We start from the raw sequence: 14,349 nt of genomic DNA on the forward strand, positions 1-14,349 counted from the left end.
CTGGGCCACCCTCGGCGTCACGTCGACGTTGACCGTCGCCAGCGCCCACGTGCCGTCGTCCTGGACGGCCATGTCGGACAGAGTCTCGAGGATTTGCACGCAGGCGTCGCTGCGCGGCGACCACAGCAGCACCACGACCGGGACCTCGTCGGACCGGACGATAACTTGTTCTTCGAAATTGGCCTCGGTGACCTCCGTGCCACCCGGCGTGGGAGGCGCCGCCGGGCCGCCCGGGCCGGCGGCAGAAGCGTTCTGCTGGGCTCGCTGCTTGAGGCCGGACAGGTCGACCGCACCGGCAAGTGCGGGCCCGATCGAGGGTCGCGGACGCGTCACGCCGTCAAGTTTGTCATGCGCTCCGGACACCCAGCCACCCGGTCGCGGCGCCGCACTAGCGGCCCTGATCGGCCATTATGACCAAGGTCACAAACTTTCGCCCCCAGCTAACTCCAGCAACGCCGGCGGGGGGCTAACCCGCCCGCAGGATCAGCGCGTCCCCCTGGCCGCCGGCCCCGCAGAGGGCCGCGACGCCGTAGCCGGAACCGCGCCGCGCCAATTCCAGGGCCACGTGCAAAGTGATCCTGGCGCCCGACATGCCGATCGGGTGACCGACCGCGATCGCGCCGCCGTTGACGTTGACGATCTCGGGATCGACACCCAGTTCGCGGGTCGAGGCCAGGGCCACCGCGGCAAACGCCTCGTTGATCTCCACGACGTCTAGTTGGTCGACGGCGATGCCCTCGCGGCCGAGCGCTTTCTTGATCGCGTTGGCCGGCTGGGACTGCAGCGTCGAATCCGGTCCGGCCACCACCCCGTGCGCGCCGATCTCCGCCAGCCAGGAAAGCCCGAGTTCCTGCGCTTTCGCCTTGTTCATCACCACGACCGCGGCCGCGCCGTCGGAAATCTGCGACGCCGAGCCGGCCGTGATGGTGCCGTCGCGGCGAAACGCCGGCTTGAGGCCGGCCAGGGACTCCGCGGTGGTGTTGGCGCGGATCCCCTCGTCCTCGCTGAACTGCAACGGATCACCCTTGCGCTGCGGGATATTGACCGGCACCACCTCGTCGGCAAAGACACCGTCCTTCCACGCCGCGGCCGCCTTCTGGTGGGACCGTGCAGCAAATTCGTCCTGCTCGGCCCGGGTGAACTTGTCGACGTCGTTGCGCTGCTCGGTGAGCGCGCCCATCGGCTGGTCGGTGAACACGTCGTGCAGGCCGTCGTAAGCCATGTGGTCCAGCACCGTGACGTCGCCGTACTTGTAGCCCGCCCGGCTGTCCATCAGCAGGTGGGGCGCCTTCGTCATCGACTCCTGGCCGCCGGCCACCACCACGTCGAACTCCCCGGCGCGAATGAGCTGGTCAGCCAGCGCGATGGAGTCGATGCCGGACAGGCACATCTTGTTGATGGTCAGCGAGGGAACGTCCCAGCCGATGCCCGCCGCGACCGCCGCCTGACGCGCCGGCATCTGACCGGCCCCGGCCGTCAGCACCTGGCCCATGATCACGTACTCGACCGCCGAGGCCGGGAGCTTCGCCTTCTCCAGCGCCCCGGCGATCGCGATCGCGCCCAGGTCGCTCGCCGAAAAATCCTTCAGCGAGCCCATCAGCTTCCCGATGGGCGTCCGCGCCCCAGCAACTATTACCGACGTCGTCATGAGTACCTCCTAAGCGTGCCCGGACGGCCGATTCGGCATCCTGGAGAAGCGCAATCTTTGCCGTCAGGTTACCGTTACGTGATGACGACCGATCAAGTTGACGCCCGTCACCTCCTGGCCACCTCCTTGGTGACCGGCCTGGATCACGTCGGCATCGCGGTCGCCGACCTGGACGCCGCAATCACCTGGTACCACGACCACCTCGGCATGATCCTGGTGCACGAGGAAGTCAACGACGACCAGGGCATTCGCGAGGCGATGCTGGCCGTCCCCGGGACCACCGCCCAGCTCCAGCTGATGGCCCCGCTCGACGACTCGTCGACGATCGCGAAGTTCATGGAGAAGCGCGGACCGGGCATCCAACAGATGGCCGTTCGGGTCAGCGATCTCGACACCATCTGCGAGCAGCTGCGTGAGCAGGGCGTGCGACTCGTCTACGAGGCGCCCCGCCGCGGCACAGCAAACTCGCGGATCAACTTCATCCATCCCAAGGACGCCGGCGGGGTCCTGATCGAGTTGGTCGAGCCGGCCTCTTAAGCGCGGCAGTCAAGACCACTTTCGGGTGGGCCCGCGAGTTGCGCGGTTGGCCCAGCACGGCGTGTGCCAATGCCGCCGGTCATCGGCGCCCTGCGGACCTTCGGTGGGCCACACCACCAGATGTGCCGTGCCGGAAGCGATTTCGTGATCACAACCGGGGCAGCGATAGGTCTTGACCGCCCGGGCCGCGGCGACGGGGCGCACTTCGTATTCGTAGCCGTCGGGCCCCGTCTCCACCCGGTGCGGAACCGGCGGGAGCGACACCGGGCGCTGCCGGCGGGGCGGTGGGCGGCGCCGAGGCATGTCCGACAGTCTAGTTGGGTACGTCAGAACAGCCGGTACTCGTCGCTGTCCATGCCGCGCATCTTGTCGTAATCGAGCGTGACGCAACGGATCCCGCGGTCGACGGCCAGCGTGCGCGCCTGCGGTTTGATCTGCTGAGCGGCGAAGATTCCCTTGACCGGCGCCAATACGCTGTCGCGGTTGAGCAACTCGAGGTAGCGGGTGAGCTGCTCCACGCCGTCGATCTCGCCGCGGCGCTTGATTTCCACCGCGACGGAACCCCCGCGCTCGTCGCGACAGAGCAGATCCACGGGACCGATCGCCGTCATGTACTCGCGGCGCACCAACGTGTATCCCTCGCCCAGCAACTGGACGTGCTCGGCGAGCAACGCCTGCAGGTGCGCCTCGACGCCGTCCTTCACCAAGCCGGGGTCGACGCCCAGATCGTGGCTGGAGTCGTGCTCGATCTCCTCGACGGTGATGCGCAGCTGCTCGCCCGCCTTGTTCTCCACCACCCACAGCGGCACGTCCCCACCGAGTTCTTCGGTCAACCAGCATGGCGGGCTCATCCAGTTCAACGGCTTGTAGGCGCGGTCGTCGGCGTGCACGCTGACCGACCCGTCGGCCTTGAACAGCAGCAGCCGACGCGCCGACGGGAGATGTGCGGTGAGCCGGCCGACGTAGTCGACGGTGCATTGGGCGATGACGAGGCGCACCCGACTCACCTTAGAGCGAGCCGCACAAATTAGGCTTGCGCCACGATGTTGGCCGAAAAGAGCGTGGCACAACGTATCGGCCGGGTGCTCGAGCGGGTTACCCGGCAGAGCGGGCGCCTGCCCGAAACGCCCGCGTACGGGTCGTTGCTCCTCGGGCGGGTGTCGGAAAGCCAGCGGCGTCGCCGCATCCGCATCCAGGTCATCATGACCGTGCTGGTCCTCGGGGCGAACCTGATCGGTATCGCCGCGGTGTTGCTGATCGTGGCGGTGGCGGTTCCCGAACCGAGCGTGTTCGAGGACGCACCGGCGTGGCTCACGTTCGGGGTCGTGCCGGCCTACATCGCGCTGGCCTTGGCGGTGGGCACCTATTGGATCACGCGGCGGACCGTCCTCGCGTTGCGCTGGGCGATCGACGAGCGCGCCCCGACCAGCGACGACGAGCGCAACACCTTTCTGGCCCCGTGGCGCATCGCCGCGTTCGACCTCATCCTCTGGGGCATCGGGACGGTCGTGCTGACCACCCTGTACGGCCTCATCAACACGTTGTTCATCCCGCGGTTCTCCGTCGCGGTCGGTTTCGGTGGGGTCCTGGTGGCCACGGGCAGCTATCTGCTGGCCGAGTTCGCGCTGCGACCGGTGGCCGCCCAGGCGCTCGAGGCGGGGCCTCCGCCGCGGCGGTTGTCGTCGGGCATCATGGGCCGGACCATGGTGGTCTGGTTCCTGGGTTCGGGCGTGCCAGTCATCGGCATCGGTCTGCTGGCCATGTTCGAGATCTTGCTGCGGAATCTGACCCAAACCCAGTTCGCCGTCGGCGTGCTCATCCTGTGCGTCGCCACGCTGATCTTCGGTTGCGCCTTGATGTGGATCCTGGCCTGGCTGACCGCGACACCGGTGCGGGTGGTGCGCGCGGCGCTGCGCCGCGTCGAGCAGGGCAACCTGCGCGGCGACCTGGTGGTGTTCGACGGCACCGAGCTCGGCGAGCTGCAGCGGGGTTTCAACGCGATGGTCGACGGTCTGCGCGAGCGTGAGCGCGTGCGCGACCTTTTCGGCCGGCACGTCGGCCGGGAGGTCGCGCTGGCCGCCGAACGCGAGCGACCGAAACTGGGCGGCGAAGAACGCCATGTCGCGGTCGTCTTCATCGATATCGTCGGCTCCACGCAATTGGTGACCACTCAACCGCCGACCCAGGTCGTCGAAGTGCTCAACCGGTTTTTCGCGATCGTCGTCGAGGAAGTGGACCGCCATCGCGGCCTGGTCAACAAGTTCGAGGGCGACGCCTCGTTGGCCATCTTCGGGGCCCCGAACCACCTGGACTCGCCCGAAAACGAGGCGCTGGCCGCGGCGCGCCGCATTGCCGAACGGCTCGCCGGCGAGATGTGTGAGCTCGACGCCGGCATCGGCGTGGCGGCCGGCCAGGTCGTCGCCGGCAACGTGGGCGCCAAGGAACGGTTCGAATACACCGTCATCGGCGAGCCGGTCAACGAGGCGGCGCGGCTGTGCGAACTGGCCAAGTCGCGCCCGGGCAAATTGCTTGCGACCGCAGGGGCGCTCGAGGGCGCCAGCGAAGAAGAGTGTGCCCGTTGGTCTTTGGGCGACACCGTGACCCTTCGCGGGCACGAGCGCCCCACCCGGCTGGCCTGCCCGGTCGAGGCCGCCCGCTCCGATCGCTAATCCGCGCTGACAACGCCCGTGGTCAACGCCGATGAGCGTGGTCGATAGAAATCCCTTATCGGACAATAGAAGACGTGCCTTGACGGCAAGGTAGCACCCCACAAATAGTGGCGGCGGGACGGAGCTCCGCCCGCGGGAGAAGGGTGCATCGTGACAAGCGTTGGCTTGCTGGACCGTTCGAGAATCGTTGCCCGACCCGGATGGAGCCGCTGGCTGGTTCCGCCGGCCGCGCTATCCATCCACCTCGCCATCGGATCGGTCTACGCCTGGAGCGTCTTCAAGATCCCGCTGGAGAAGTCGCTGCACGTCTCCGGAACCGCGAGCGCGATGCCGTTCACCATCGCCATTGTGGCGCTGGGCCTTTCGGCCGCGGCGTTCGGCACGCGCGTCGACCACTACGGGCCGCGCTGGGCCATGGTCGTCGCCACCGTGTGCTTCTGCAGCGGGCTGCTCATCGCGGGTTTCGGAGTTTCCGTCCGCCAGTACTGGCTCGTTGTGGTGGGCTACGGGGTCGTCGGAGGGGTCGGCCTCGGTATCGGCTACATCTCGCCGGTATCCACGTTGATCAAGTGGTTCCCCGATCGCCCGGGAATGGCGACCGGCCTGGCGATCATGGGCTTCGGCGGCGGAGCACTGATCGCGTCGCCGTGGACCAACAGCCTGCTCGACGCGTTCGGCCGCACCAGCACCGCCGGCGTCGCGCGGACCTTCCTGGTGACGGGCGCCAGCTACGCCGTGTTCATGTCGATGGGGTGCCTGCTCATCCGGGTGCCGGCGCCGGGCTGGGCGCCGGCGGGCTGGATACCCAAGCCGCACAAGGCGGTTGCGCTGGTCAATACGGCCGGGGTCTCGGCGGCCAACGCGATCAAGACGCCCCAGTTCTGGCTCCTGTGGGTGGTGCTCTGCTTCAACGTGACCGCCGGCATCGGCATCCTGGAGAAGGCCGCACCGATCTACCAGGACTTCTTCCCGCGGGCGCCGCGCGCGGCCGTGCTGGCTTCGGCGGCCGCCGGGTTCGTCGCCCTGCTGTCGCTGGCCAACATGCTCGGCCGGATCGGCTGGTCCTCGCTGTCGGATGCGCTGGGCCGCAAGAACATCTATCGGCTCTACCTCGGCGGCGGCGCACTCCTCTATTTCACGCTGGTACTGACGACGAACACCAACAAGGTCGCTTTCCTGCTGTGCACCGTGCTGATCCTGTCGTTCTACGGCGCAGGCTTCTCGACGGTTCCGGCGTATCTGCGGGATCTGTTCGGCACCTACGAAGTCGGCGCCATCCACGGCAGGCTGCTGACGGCCTGGTCCGTCGCGGGTGTGCTGGGGCCGCTCATCGTCAACGCCATTGCCGACTCCCAGAAGACGGCCGGCAAGCACGGCCCCGACCTTTACCTCGTGTCGTTCGAGGCGATGATTGCGCTGCTGGCCGTCGGCCTGATCTGCAACGAGCTGATCAGGCCCGTGGCCGCCAGATTCCATGAGCCCGACGGCGCCGCGGTGGCGCCCGAGGCGATTCCTGACCGGCAACCGGAGAGGCAACCGTGACGAACCCGACGACGGCGGTCCGCCCCGCCCCCATCGCGCTGACCTGGCTGTGGGTGGCCCTGCCCTTCGCTTACGGCGTCTGGCAACTCTTTTCGAAGATCACCCAGTTGTTCGGCGCCTGAGGGATCGGGGACCCTTCCCGCACCAACAGCGCCACCAGTAATGACGCGGCCAGCAGCAACGCGCCCACGAACCACGCCGTCGCCGGCCAGCCGCCGGCCGCGTAAACGATGCCGCCGAACACGCCGGCCACCGAACCGCCCAGGTAGTAGCTGAATAGGTACAGCGCGGACGCCTCGGCGCGATCCCGGTGCGCCGCGGCGCCCACCCAGCCGCTGGCCACCGTGTGCGCGGCGAAGAAACCGCCGGTGAACAACGCGACGCCGAGAACGATCGCGACCAGCGCGTGCGGGATGGTCAACAGCAATCCGGCCACCGTGATCGGCAAGGCACCCCCGAGCACGAGCGCGCGTCCCCTGCGGTCCGCCAGCCGGCCCGCCCCAATGGATGTCCAGGTGCCCACCAGATACAGGACGAACAACAGCCCGACGACCGAGGAGGCCAGCCCGAATGGCTGGGCGGTCAGCCGGTACCCCAGGTAGTTGTATACGGTGACGAATCCGCCCATCAGCGCGAAGCCCAGCGCAAAGAGCTTCAGCAGCACGGGGTTTCGCAGGTGAGCCGCCAGGTTGCACGCCGTGGCCCGCGCGCCCGCCGCCCTCGGGGTGAAAAACTGCGACCGGGGCACCACGACGGCGAAGACGACCGTGCCGGCCAGCGTGGCCAACGAACACACCAGCAGCGCCACCCGCCAAGTGCTGACGTCGACGACCAGGGCCGGGACGATCCGGCCGGCCAGCCCACCCACCGTGGTCCCGGCGATGTACCGTCCCATCGCCGACCCGAGCGACGACGCGTGGACTTCCTCGGCGAGAAATGCCATCGCGACGGCGGGGATCCCGGCGAGCGCGACGCCTTGCAGCGCCCGTCCGGCGAGCAGGACGCCGAGCGACGGGCTGAAGGGCAACAACAAACCGATGACGGTCGAGGCCACCCCGGATGTCAGCATCACCGGCACGCGCCCATAGCGCTCGGAAAGCACGCTCGCGGGAACGACGGACAGCGCGAGCATGCCCGTCGTCAGCGAGACCGCGAGCGCCGCGGTGGCCGGGGTGATCCGGTAGTACGCCGACAGCGCGGGCAGCAGCGCCTGCGTGCAGTACATCGCGGCGAAGCTGGCCAGGCCGGCGCCGTACAGCGCCGCGGTCACGCGCCGATACCCGCGGCTTCCGGCTTGGTGAGCGATAGGCATGGCGATAATGCTCGGCCCTGGGGCATAGGAAAGGAAATGAATTAATTGCTGGATTATGATGCAAAAGCCGAATAAGCGGAGGTGACAGGCGTGCCCGAGGGCGACTACGAGTGGTTCGTCACACTCGCCGAACTGCAAAACGTCACGGCCGCGGCCGGACAGTTGCACATCGCGCAGCCGACGCTCACCCGGATGCTGGCGCGCCTGGAACGGCAACTGGGGGTCGCGCTGTTCGATCGCCGCGGCAAACGACTCGCGCTGAACACCTACGGCCGCATCTTCTACGAGCACGCGCGCCGGGCCCAGTCCGAGCTCGATTCGGCGCGGCGGGCGATCGACGACCTGGCCGACCCGGCCGTCGGCGAGATCCGTCTCGGCTTTCTCGGTTCGTTCGGGCCATCGGTGGTGCCGCGCTTGATTGCCGGGTTCAGGCAAACGTCACCGCGAGTGACGTTCACGCTGGACGAGGGTGCCGCCGAAGCGATCGGCGATCTTGTGCAGTCCGGGGCGATCGACCTCGGCGTGGTTTCGCCACGACCGCGGGTGCCAAACCTGGCCTGGCGCAGCCTGTTCCGTCAGCGGCTTGGCGTCGCGTTCCCGTGCGACCACGCGCTGACGGGCGCCGCGGCGGTGTCCATGACGGATCTGGCCGGCGAGCCGTTTGTGGCTATGCGGCCCGGCTTCGGCATGCGGCGGCTGCTCGACGAGCTGTGCGCCGCCGCGCAATTTCAGCCGCGGATCGTCCTCGAGTCGGCGACCCTCACGTCGACCGCCGGCCTGGTGGCTGCCGGACTGGGGATCAGCCTGATGCCGATCGACGGCAGCGAGCAGGCACCCGGGGTCAGCGTGCTGCCACTGGCCGACGCGGACGCCTACCGCGACGTCGGGGTGATCTGGAATTCCGCGCGGCCATTGTCGCGCCCGGCCCGCGACTTCATCGCGTCCACGGCGGCCCTGCACCATCGGGGGCCGTAGCCCAGCGACACATCGATGTCGCTTTTCCGCCAGTTTTGTCGGCGGGCGGGTGTAACTGTGGAACCGTGCATGACGATTTCGAACGGTGTTACCGCGCGGTCCAGTCCAAGGACGCCCGGTTCGACGGCTGGTTCGTCACCGCCGTGCTGACGACACGGATCTATTGCCGGCCCAGCTGCCCGGTTCGGCCGCCGTTCGCGCGCAACGTCCGGTTCTATCCGACTGCGGCGGCCGCCCAGCGGGCGGGGTTCCGGGCGTGCAAGCGGTGCCGTCCCGACGCGTCCCCGGGATCCCCCGAATGGAACGTGCGCGGCGACGTAGTCGCGCGGGCGATGCGGCTCATCGCCGACGGCACGGTGGACCGGCAGGGCGTCGGCGGCCTCGCGGCCCATCTCGGCTACACCACCCGGCAGTTGGAGCGGCTCCTGCAAGCCGAGGTGGGCGCCGGCCCGCTGGCGCTGGCCCGGGCGCAGCGCGCCCAGACCGCGCGGCTGCTCATCGAGACCACCGAGCTGCCGTTCGGCGACGTCGCGTTCGCCGCCGGATTCTCCAGCATCCGCCAGTTCAACGACACCGTGCGCTCGGTGTTCGAGACCACGCCGTCGGCGCTACGCCGGCGGCCGGCCGTGCACATCGGCACCGAAACGAATCCCGCTGGCGCGCTGTGCCTTCGGCTGCCCGTGCGCACACCGTTCGCGTACGAGGGTGTTTTCGGCCACCTCGCCGCCGGCGTCGTGCCCGGCTGCGAGGAGGTGCGCGGCGGGGCCTACCGGCGCAGCCTGCGGCTTCCGCATGGCAGCGCGGTCGTGACGCTGGCACCGGCCGTCGACCACGTCCGCTGCCGGCTCGCGCTCGACGACTTCCGCGACCTCACCACCGCGATCGCCCGATGCCGGCGGCTGCTGGACCTCGACGCCGACCCCGAAGCCGTGGTCGACGCGTTGGCCGGTGACCCCGAGCTGGCCGCAGTGGTGGAAAAGGCGCCGGGGCAACGCATTCCGCGCACGGTCGACGAGGCCGAGCTGGCCGTGCGCGCGGTGCTGGGCCAGCAGGTCTCGACCAAGGCCGCCAGGACCCACGCGGGCCGGCTGGTCGTGGCCTACGGCGCCCCGGTGCGCGACCCCGAGGGTGCGTTGACGCGTGCCTTCCCGTCGGTCGACGAGCTCGCCGACATCGACCCCGTCCACCTCGCGGTTCCCGAGGCCCGACGGCGGACGCTCACCGCGCTGATCGCCGGCCTCGCCGACGGCAGCGTCGTCCTGGACGGCGGCAGCGATTGGGAGGCCGCGCGCGCACAATTGCTGGCCCTGCCCGGTGTCGGCCCCTGGACCGCGGAGGTGATCGCGATGCGCGCCCTGGGCGACCCGGATGCCTTTCCCGCGAGCGACCTCGGGCTCCGGCTGGCCGCAAGGCAACTCGGGCTGCCCGCGGATCAGCGAAAGCTCGTCGAACGCAGCGCCCGCTGGCGGCCGTGGCGCTCGTACGCCACCCAGCATCTGTGGACCACCCTCGAGCATCCGGTAAACCATTGGCCACCACAGGAGGTCGCATGATCAGCTATCGCACCATCGAGAGCCCGATCGGGCTGCTGACCCTGGCCGGCCACGGCCGGGTCCTGACGAACCTGCGGATGGTCGACCAGACCTACGAGCCGAACCGCGCCGACTGGTCGCCCGACCCGCGGGCGTTCGAGGCGGTCGTCGAACAACTCGGCGCCTATTTCGCCGGCGAGCTCACCGACTTCGACCTCGAGCTCGAGCTGCGCGGCACGGCATTTCAGCGGCGCGTGTGGCAGGCGCTGCTGACGATTCCCTACGGGCAGACGCGGTCGTACGGGGAGATCGCCGAACAGATCGGCGCCCCGGGATCCGCCCGCGCCGTGGGCTGGGCCAACGGCCACAATCCCATCGCGATCGTCGTTCCCTGCCACCGGGTGATCGGCGCCAGCGGAAGCCTCACCGGCTACGGCGGCGGGCTGGATCGAAAGCGCACGCTCCTCCAATTGGAGAAAAAGCGCGCGCCGGCGGATCTGACATTGTTCGACTGAGGCGGTCCAACGTCGAGTTGATGTGATGATTCCCCGGTATCGCGGGCAAGAACTCGACGTTCGGCGACACGGTAAGTGCAAAAACACCCCCGTTGCCGGGGGTGTTTTTGTATATGTTCGGCGGTGTCCTACTTTTCCACCCGAATAGGGCAGTATCATCGGCGCTGACAGGCTTAGCTTCCGGGTTCGGGATGGGACCGGGCGTTTCCCTGTCGCTGTGGCCGCCGTAACTCTATTTATTTTTCATTCAAGTGTTCTGGTGGGGGGTGTGGTGCGCCACGACATTACTGTCAGGCGCTGGATTGTGGTTGCGATTTGTGTTGGTAAGTTTTCGGCCGGTTAGTGCCAGTTCCCTACACCCATTACTGAGCTTCTAGGTCTGGCCTATCGAACCCATGTTCTGTGGGGGGCCTTATCCCTCTAAAAGGGTGAGAAACCTGATCTTGGAGAAGGTTTCCCGCTTAGATGCTTTCAGCGGTTATCCTGTCCGAACGTGGCTATCCAGCGGTGCCCCTGGTGGGACAACTGGTGGACCAGAGGTTCGTCCGTCCCGGTCCTCTCGTACTAGGGACAGGTTTCCTCAAGTTTCTGACGCGCGCGGCGGATAGAGACCGAACTGTCTCACGACGTTCTAAACCCAGCTCGCGTGCCGCTTTAATGGGCGAACAGCCCAACCCTTGGGACCTGCTCCAGCCCCAGGATGCGACGAGCCGACATCGAGGTGCCAAACCATCCCGTCGATATGGACTCTTGGGGAAGATCAGCCTGTTATCCCCGGGGTACCTTTTATCCGTTGAGCGACACCCCTTCCACTCGGGGGTGCCGGATCACTAATCCCGACTTTCGTCCCTGCTTGACGTGTAGGTCTCGCAGTCAAGCTCCCTTGTGCATTTACACTCAACACCTGATTGCCGTCCAGGTTGAGGGAACCTTTGGGCGCCTCCGTTACATTTTAGGAGGCAACCGCCCCAGTTAAACTACCCGCCAGGCACTGTCCGTGAACCGGATATACGGTTCGACGTTAGGTGTCCAATACGATCAGAGTGGTATTTCAACAACGACTCCGCCCCAACTGGCGTTGGGGTTTCACAGTCTCCCACCTATCCTACACAAACCGTACCGAACACCAATACCAAGTTGTAGTGAAGGTCCCGGGGTCTTTTCGTCCTGCCGCGCGTAACGAGCATCTTTACTCGTAGTGCAATTTCGCCGAGTCTATGGTTGAGACAGTCGAGAAGTCGTTACGCCATTCGTGCAGGTCGGAACTTACCCGACAAGGAATTTCGCTACCTTAGGATGGTTATAGTTACCACCGCCGTTTACTGGGGCTTAAATTCTCCGCTTCACCTTGCGGTTAACGGGTCCTCTTAACCTTCCAGCACCGGGCAGGCGTCAGTCCGTATACATCGTCTTGCGACTTCGCACGGACCTGTGTTTTTAGTAAACAGTCGCTTCTCGCTGGTTTCTGCGACCGGATCCCGCTCCCAGCGCAAGGCTGTTCACGGTATTCCGGCCCCCCTTCTCCCGAAGTTACGGGGGTATTTTGCCGAGTTCCTTAACCATAGTTATCTCGTACGCCTCGGTATGCTCTACCTGACCACCTGTGTTGGTTTGGGGTACGGGCCGTGTGTGTGCTCGCTAGAGGCTTTTCTTGGCAGCAGAGGATCACCGAATTCACCTCAACCGGCTATGCATCACCTCTCAGGAATATGAGCGACGGATTTGCCTATCGCTCTCCCTACAGGTTTGCCCCAGTATTACCACTGACTGGTACGGCTACCTTCCTGCGTCACCCCATCGCTTGACTACTACCAACGAAGGTCCCACGCAGCCCCGAAACTCCATGCCCCCGAAGGGGAATGGTCGATCCGGTTTTGGGTGGTTAGTACCGTTGATTCGTCAGGGACGCGCACACACGGGTACGGGAATATCAACCCGTTGTCCATCGACTACGCCTGTCGGCCTCGCCTTAGGTCCCGACTCACCCTGGGCGGACTGGCCTGGCCCAGGAACCCTTGGTCTTACGGCGGGCAAGGTTCTCACTTGCCTTATCGCTACTCATGCCTGCATTCTCACTCCCCCACCCTCCACCACCGGTCACCCGGCGGCTTCGCTGAATGGGGGACGCTCCCCTACCCAACCTTGCGGTTGTCGCGGCTTCGGCGGTGTGCTTGAGCCCCGCTACATTATCGGCGCACAATCACTTGACCAGTGAGCTATTACGCACTCTTTCAAGGGTGGCTGCTTCTAAGCCAACCTCCTGGTTGTCTCTGCGACTGCACATCCTTTTCCACTTAGCACACGCTTTGGGGCCTTAGCCGGCGATCTGGGCTGTTTCCCTTTCGACGTACGGAGCTTATCCCCCGCCGTCTCACTGCCACGCTATACACCACGGCATTCGGAGTTTGGCTGACGTCAGTAACCTAGTAGGGCCCATCGGCCATCCAGTAGCTCTACCTCCGTGGTGAAACACGCAACGCTGCACCTAAATGCATTTCGGGGAGAACCAGCTATCACGGAGTTTGATTGGCCTTTCACCCCTACCCACAACTCATCCCCTCAGTCTTCAACCTAAGTGGGTTCGGGCCTCCACGCGGTCTTACCCGCGCTTCACCCTGGCCATGGGTAGATCACTCCGCTTCGGGTCCAGAACATGCCACTACACCCCAAAGGGGATGCGCCCTATTCAGACTCGCTTTCGCTGCGGCTACCCCACACGGGTTAACCTCGCGACATGTCCCTGACTCGCAGGCTCATTCTTCAAAAGGCACGCCATCACCCCACAAGGAGGCTCTGACGGATTGTAGGCACACGGTTTCAGGTACTCTTTCACTCCCCTCCCGGGGTACTTTTCACCATTCCCTCACGGTACTAATCCGCTATCGGTCATCGAGAAGTATTTAGGCTTACCGGGTGGTCCCGGCAGATTCACAGCAGATTCCACGAGCCCGCTGCTACTCGGGAGTTGATACAAGGCAGGTGCCGGGTTTTCGCGTACCGGGCTCTCACCGTCTATGGCAGACCATCCCAGGCCATTTCCGCTAACCACGACACTTTTTGACTACCCCTCAGCCAGGTAGAGCTGAGACATATCAATCCCACAACCCCGCACACACAACCCCTACCCGGTTACACATGCGTGCGGTTTAGCCATGTTCCGCGTTCGCTCGCCACTACTGACGGAATCACAATTGTTTTCTCTTCCTACGGGTACTGAGATGTTTCACTTCCCCGCGTTCCCTCCCGCACCCTATATATTCAGGTGCGGGTAACACGACATCACTCGTGCTGGGTTTCCCCATTCGGAAATCCTCGGATCAACGCTCGGTTGACAGCTCCCCGAGGCATATCGCAGCCTCCCACGTCCTTCATCGGCTCTCGATGCCAAGGCATCCACCATGCGCCCTTAAGCACTTACAAACACAAAAACCAAAGAATAATTACACATTTAATGGACACACCACCACGGAGGCGGCGCATCCATTTAGATGCTCGCAACCACTATCCAGTTCTCAAACACCACACCCCACCACCAAGATGGGGGGACACCACTCGAAACAACCCGAGTGCTGCCTCAGGACCCAATAGTGTGTCTGGCTTTCGCCTTGTTGTTGCGCAC

At 65.7% G+C, this 14,349-nt stretch carries 10 protein-coding genes, 2 rRNA genes and 1 pseudogene; 6 read left to right on the forward strand and 7 right to left on the reverse strand.

Going from position 1 to position 14,349, the window contains the following annotated elements; all coding sequences use genetic code 11:
- Positions 1-333: pseudogene (locus A5673_RS26290) on the reverse strand (co-chaperone YbbN); the annotation flags it as partial.
- Between the two features lie 133 nt (positions 334-466).
- The gene (locus A5673_RS26295) at positions 467-1,648 is read right to left on the reverse strand and encodes an acetyl-CoA C-acetyltransferase (protein WP_068239443.1); all 1,182 of its coding nucleotides are present in this window, start codon (positions 1,646-1,648) and stop codon (positions 467-469) included.
- 78 nt (positions 1,649-1,726) lie between these two features.
- Here A5673_RS26295 and mce point away from each other — a divergent pair, with 78 nt between their 5' ends.
- The gene (gene mce / locus A5673_RS26300) at positions 1,727-2,185 is read left to right on the forward strand and encodes a methylmalonyl-CoA epimerase (RefSeq protein ID WP_156748654.1); all 459 of its coding nucleotides are present in this window, start codon (positions 1,727-1,729) and stop codon (positions 2,183-2,185) included.
- A gap of 9 nt (positions 2,186-2,194) precedes the next feature.
- On the opposite strand, the gene A5673_RS28785 is transcribed toward mce, so the two are convergent.
- Complete coding sequence (locus A5673_RS28785) at positions 2,195-2,488, reverse strand: hypothetical protein (protein ID WP_082958973.1); 294 nt, start codon at positions 2,486-2,488, stop codon at positions 2,195-2,197.
- Positions 2,489-2,511: 23 nt separating this feature from the next.
- The gene (gene nucS, locus A5673_RS26305) at positions 2,512-3,183 is read right to left on the reverse strand and encodes an endonuclease NucS (protein ID WP_068239447.1); all 672 of its coding nucleotides are present in this window, start codon (positions 3,181-3,183) and stop codon (positions 2,512-2,514) included.
- Between the two features lie 45 nt (positions 3,184-3,228).
- On the opposite strand from nucS, the gene A5673_RS26310 reads away from it, so the two are divergent.
- Positions 3,229-4,854: an adenylate/guanylate cyclase domain-containing protein gene (locus tag A5673_RS26310; protein ID WP_068239451.1), complete on the forward strand. Its 1,626-nt coding sequence runs from the start codon at positions 3,229-3,231 to the stop codon at positions 4,852-4,854.
- A 150-nt stretch (positions 4,855-5,004) separates the two neighbouring features.
- Positions 5,005-6,396, forward strand: a complete 1,392-nt coding sequence (locus tag A5673_RS26315; protein ID WP_068239454.1) for an OFA family MFS transporter — start codon at positions 5,005-5,007, stop codon at positions 6,394-6,396.
- Between the two features lie 70 nt (positions 6,397-6,466).
- Here the strand turns inward: A5673_RS26315 and A5673_RS26320 are convergent, their stop codons facing one another.
- A complete protein-coding gene (locus A5673_RS26320; RefSeq protein WP_156748656.1) occupies positions 6,467-7,708 on the reverse strand; it encodes an MFS transporter in 1,242 nt (413 codons plus the stop codon).
- 90 nt (positions 7,709-7,798) lie between these two features.
- On the opposite strand from A5673_RS26320, the gene A5673_RS26325 reads away from it, so the two are divergent.
- The 3 genes from A5673_RS26325 to A5673_RS26335 all read left to right on the forward strand — a co-directional run bounded on the left by A5673_RS26325 (position 7,799) and on the right by A5673_RS26335 (position 10,730).
- Positions 7,799-8,683 carry a LysR family transcriptional regulator gene (locus tag A5673_RS26325; protein ID WP_068239458.1) on the forward strand — a complete coding sequence of 295 codons (885 nt, stop codon included), beginning with the start codon at positions 7,799-7,801 and terminating at the stop codon, positions 8,681-8,683.
- A 65-nt stretch (positions 8,684-8,748) separates the two neighbouring features.
- A complete protein-coding gene (locus tag A5673_RS26330; RefSeq protein ID WP_068239460.1) occupies positions 8,749-10,236 on the forward strand; it encodes a DNA-3-methyladenine glycosylase 2 family protein in 1,488 nt (495 codons plus the stop codon).
- Positions 10,233-10,730 (forward strand): methylated-DNA--[protein]-cysteine S-methyltransferase, encoded by a 498-nt coding sequence (locus tag A5673_RS26335; protein WP_068239464.1) that lies wholly within the window; start codon positions 10,233-10,235, stop codon positions 10,728-10,730. Before A5673_RS26330 ends, A5673_RS26335 begins: the two co-directional genes overlap by 4 nt.
- Positions 10,731-10,845: 115 nt before the next feature.
- On the opposite strand, the gene rrf is transcribed toward A5673_RS26335, so the two are convergent.
- Both rrf and A5673_RS26345 read right to left on the reverse strand, forming a co-directional pair.
- Positions 10,846-10,959 (reverse strand): 5S ribosomal RNA (rrf, locus tag A5673_RS26340).
- 90 nt (positions 10,960-11,049) lie between these two features.
- Positions 11,050-14,150 (reverse strand): 23S ribosomal RNA (locus A5673_RS26345).
- Positions 14,151-14,349: the final 199 nt, after the last annotated feature.

This window comes from Mycobacterium sp. E3198, assembly GCF_001667015.1.
GTDB lineage: Bacteria > Actinomycetota > Actinomycetes > Mycobacteriales > Mycobacteriaceae > Mycobacterium.

What these genes read in the sequence shown, in the direction of transcription:
- A5673_RS26295 (WP_068239443.1), bottom strand. Translation starts at nt 1,648, where the DNA reads ATGACGACGTCGGTAATAGTTGCTGGGGCGCGGACGCCCATCGGGAAG.
- A5673_RS28785 (WP_082958973.1), bottom strand. Translation starts at nt 2,488, where the DNA reads ATGCCTCGGCGCCGCCCACCGCCCCGCCGGCAGCGCCCGGTGTCGCTC.
- A5673_RS26310 (WP_068239451.1), top strand. Translation starts at nt 3,229, where the DNA reads ATGTTGGCCGAAAAGAGCGTGGCACAACGTATCGGCCGGGTGCTCGAG.
- A5673_RS26320 (WP_156748656.1), bottom strand. Translation starts at nt 7,708, where the DNA reads ATGCCTATCGCTCACCAAGCCGGAAGCCGCGGGTATCGGCGCGTGACC.
- A5673_RS26335 (WP_068239464.1), top strand. Translation starts at nt 10,233, where the DNA reads ATGATCAGCTATCGCACCATCGAGAGCCCGATCGGGCTGCTGACCCTG.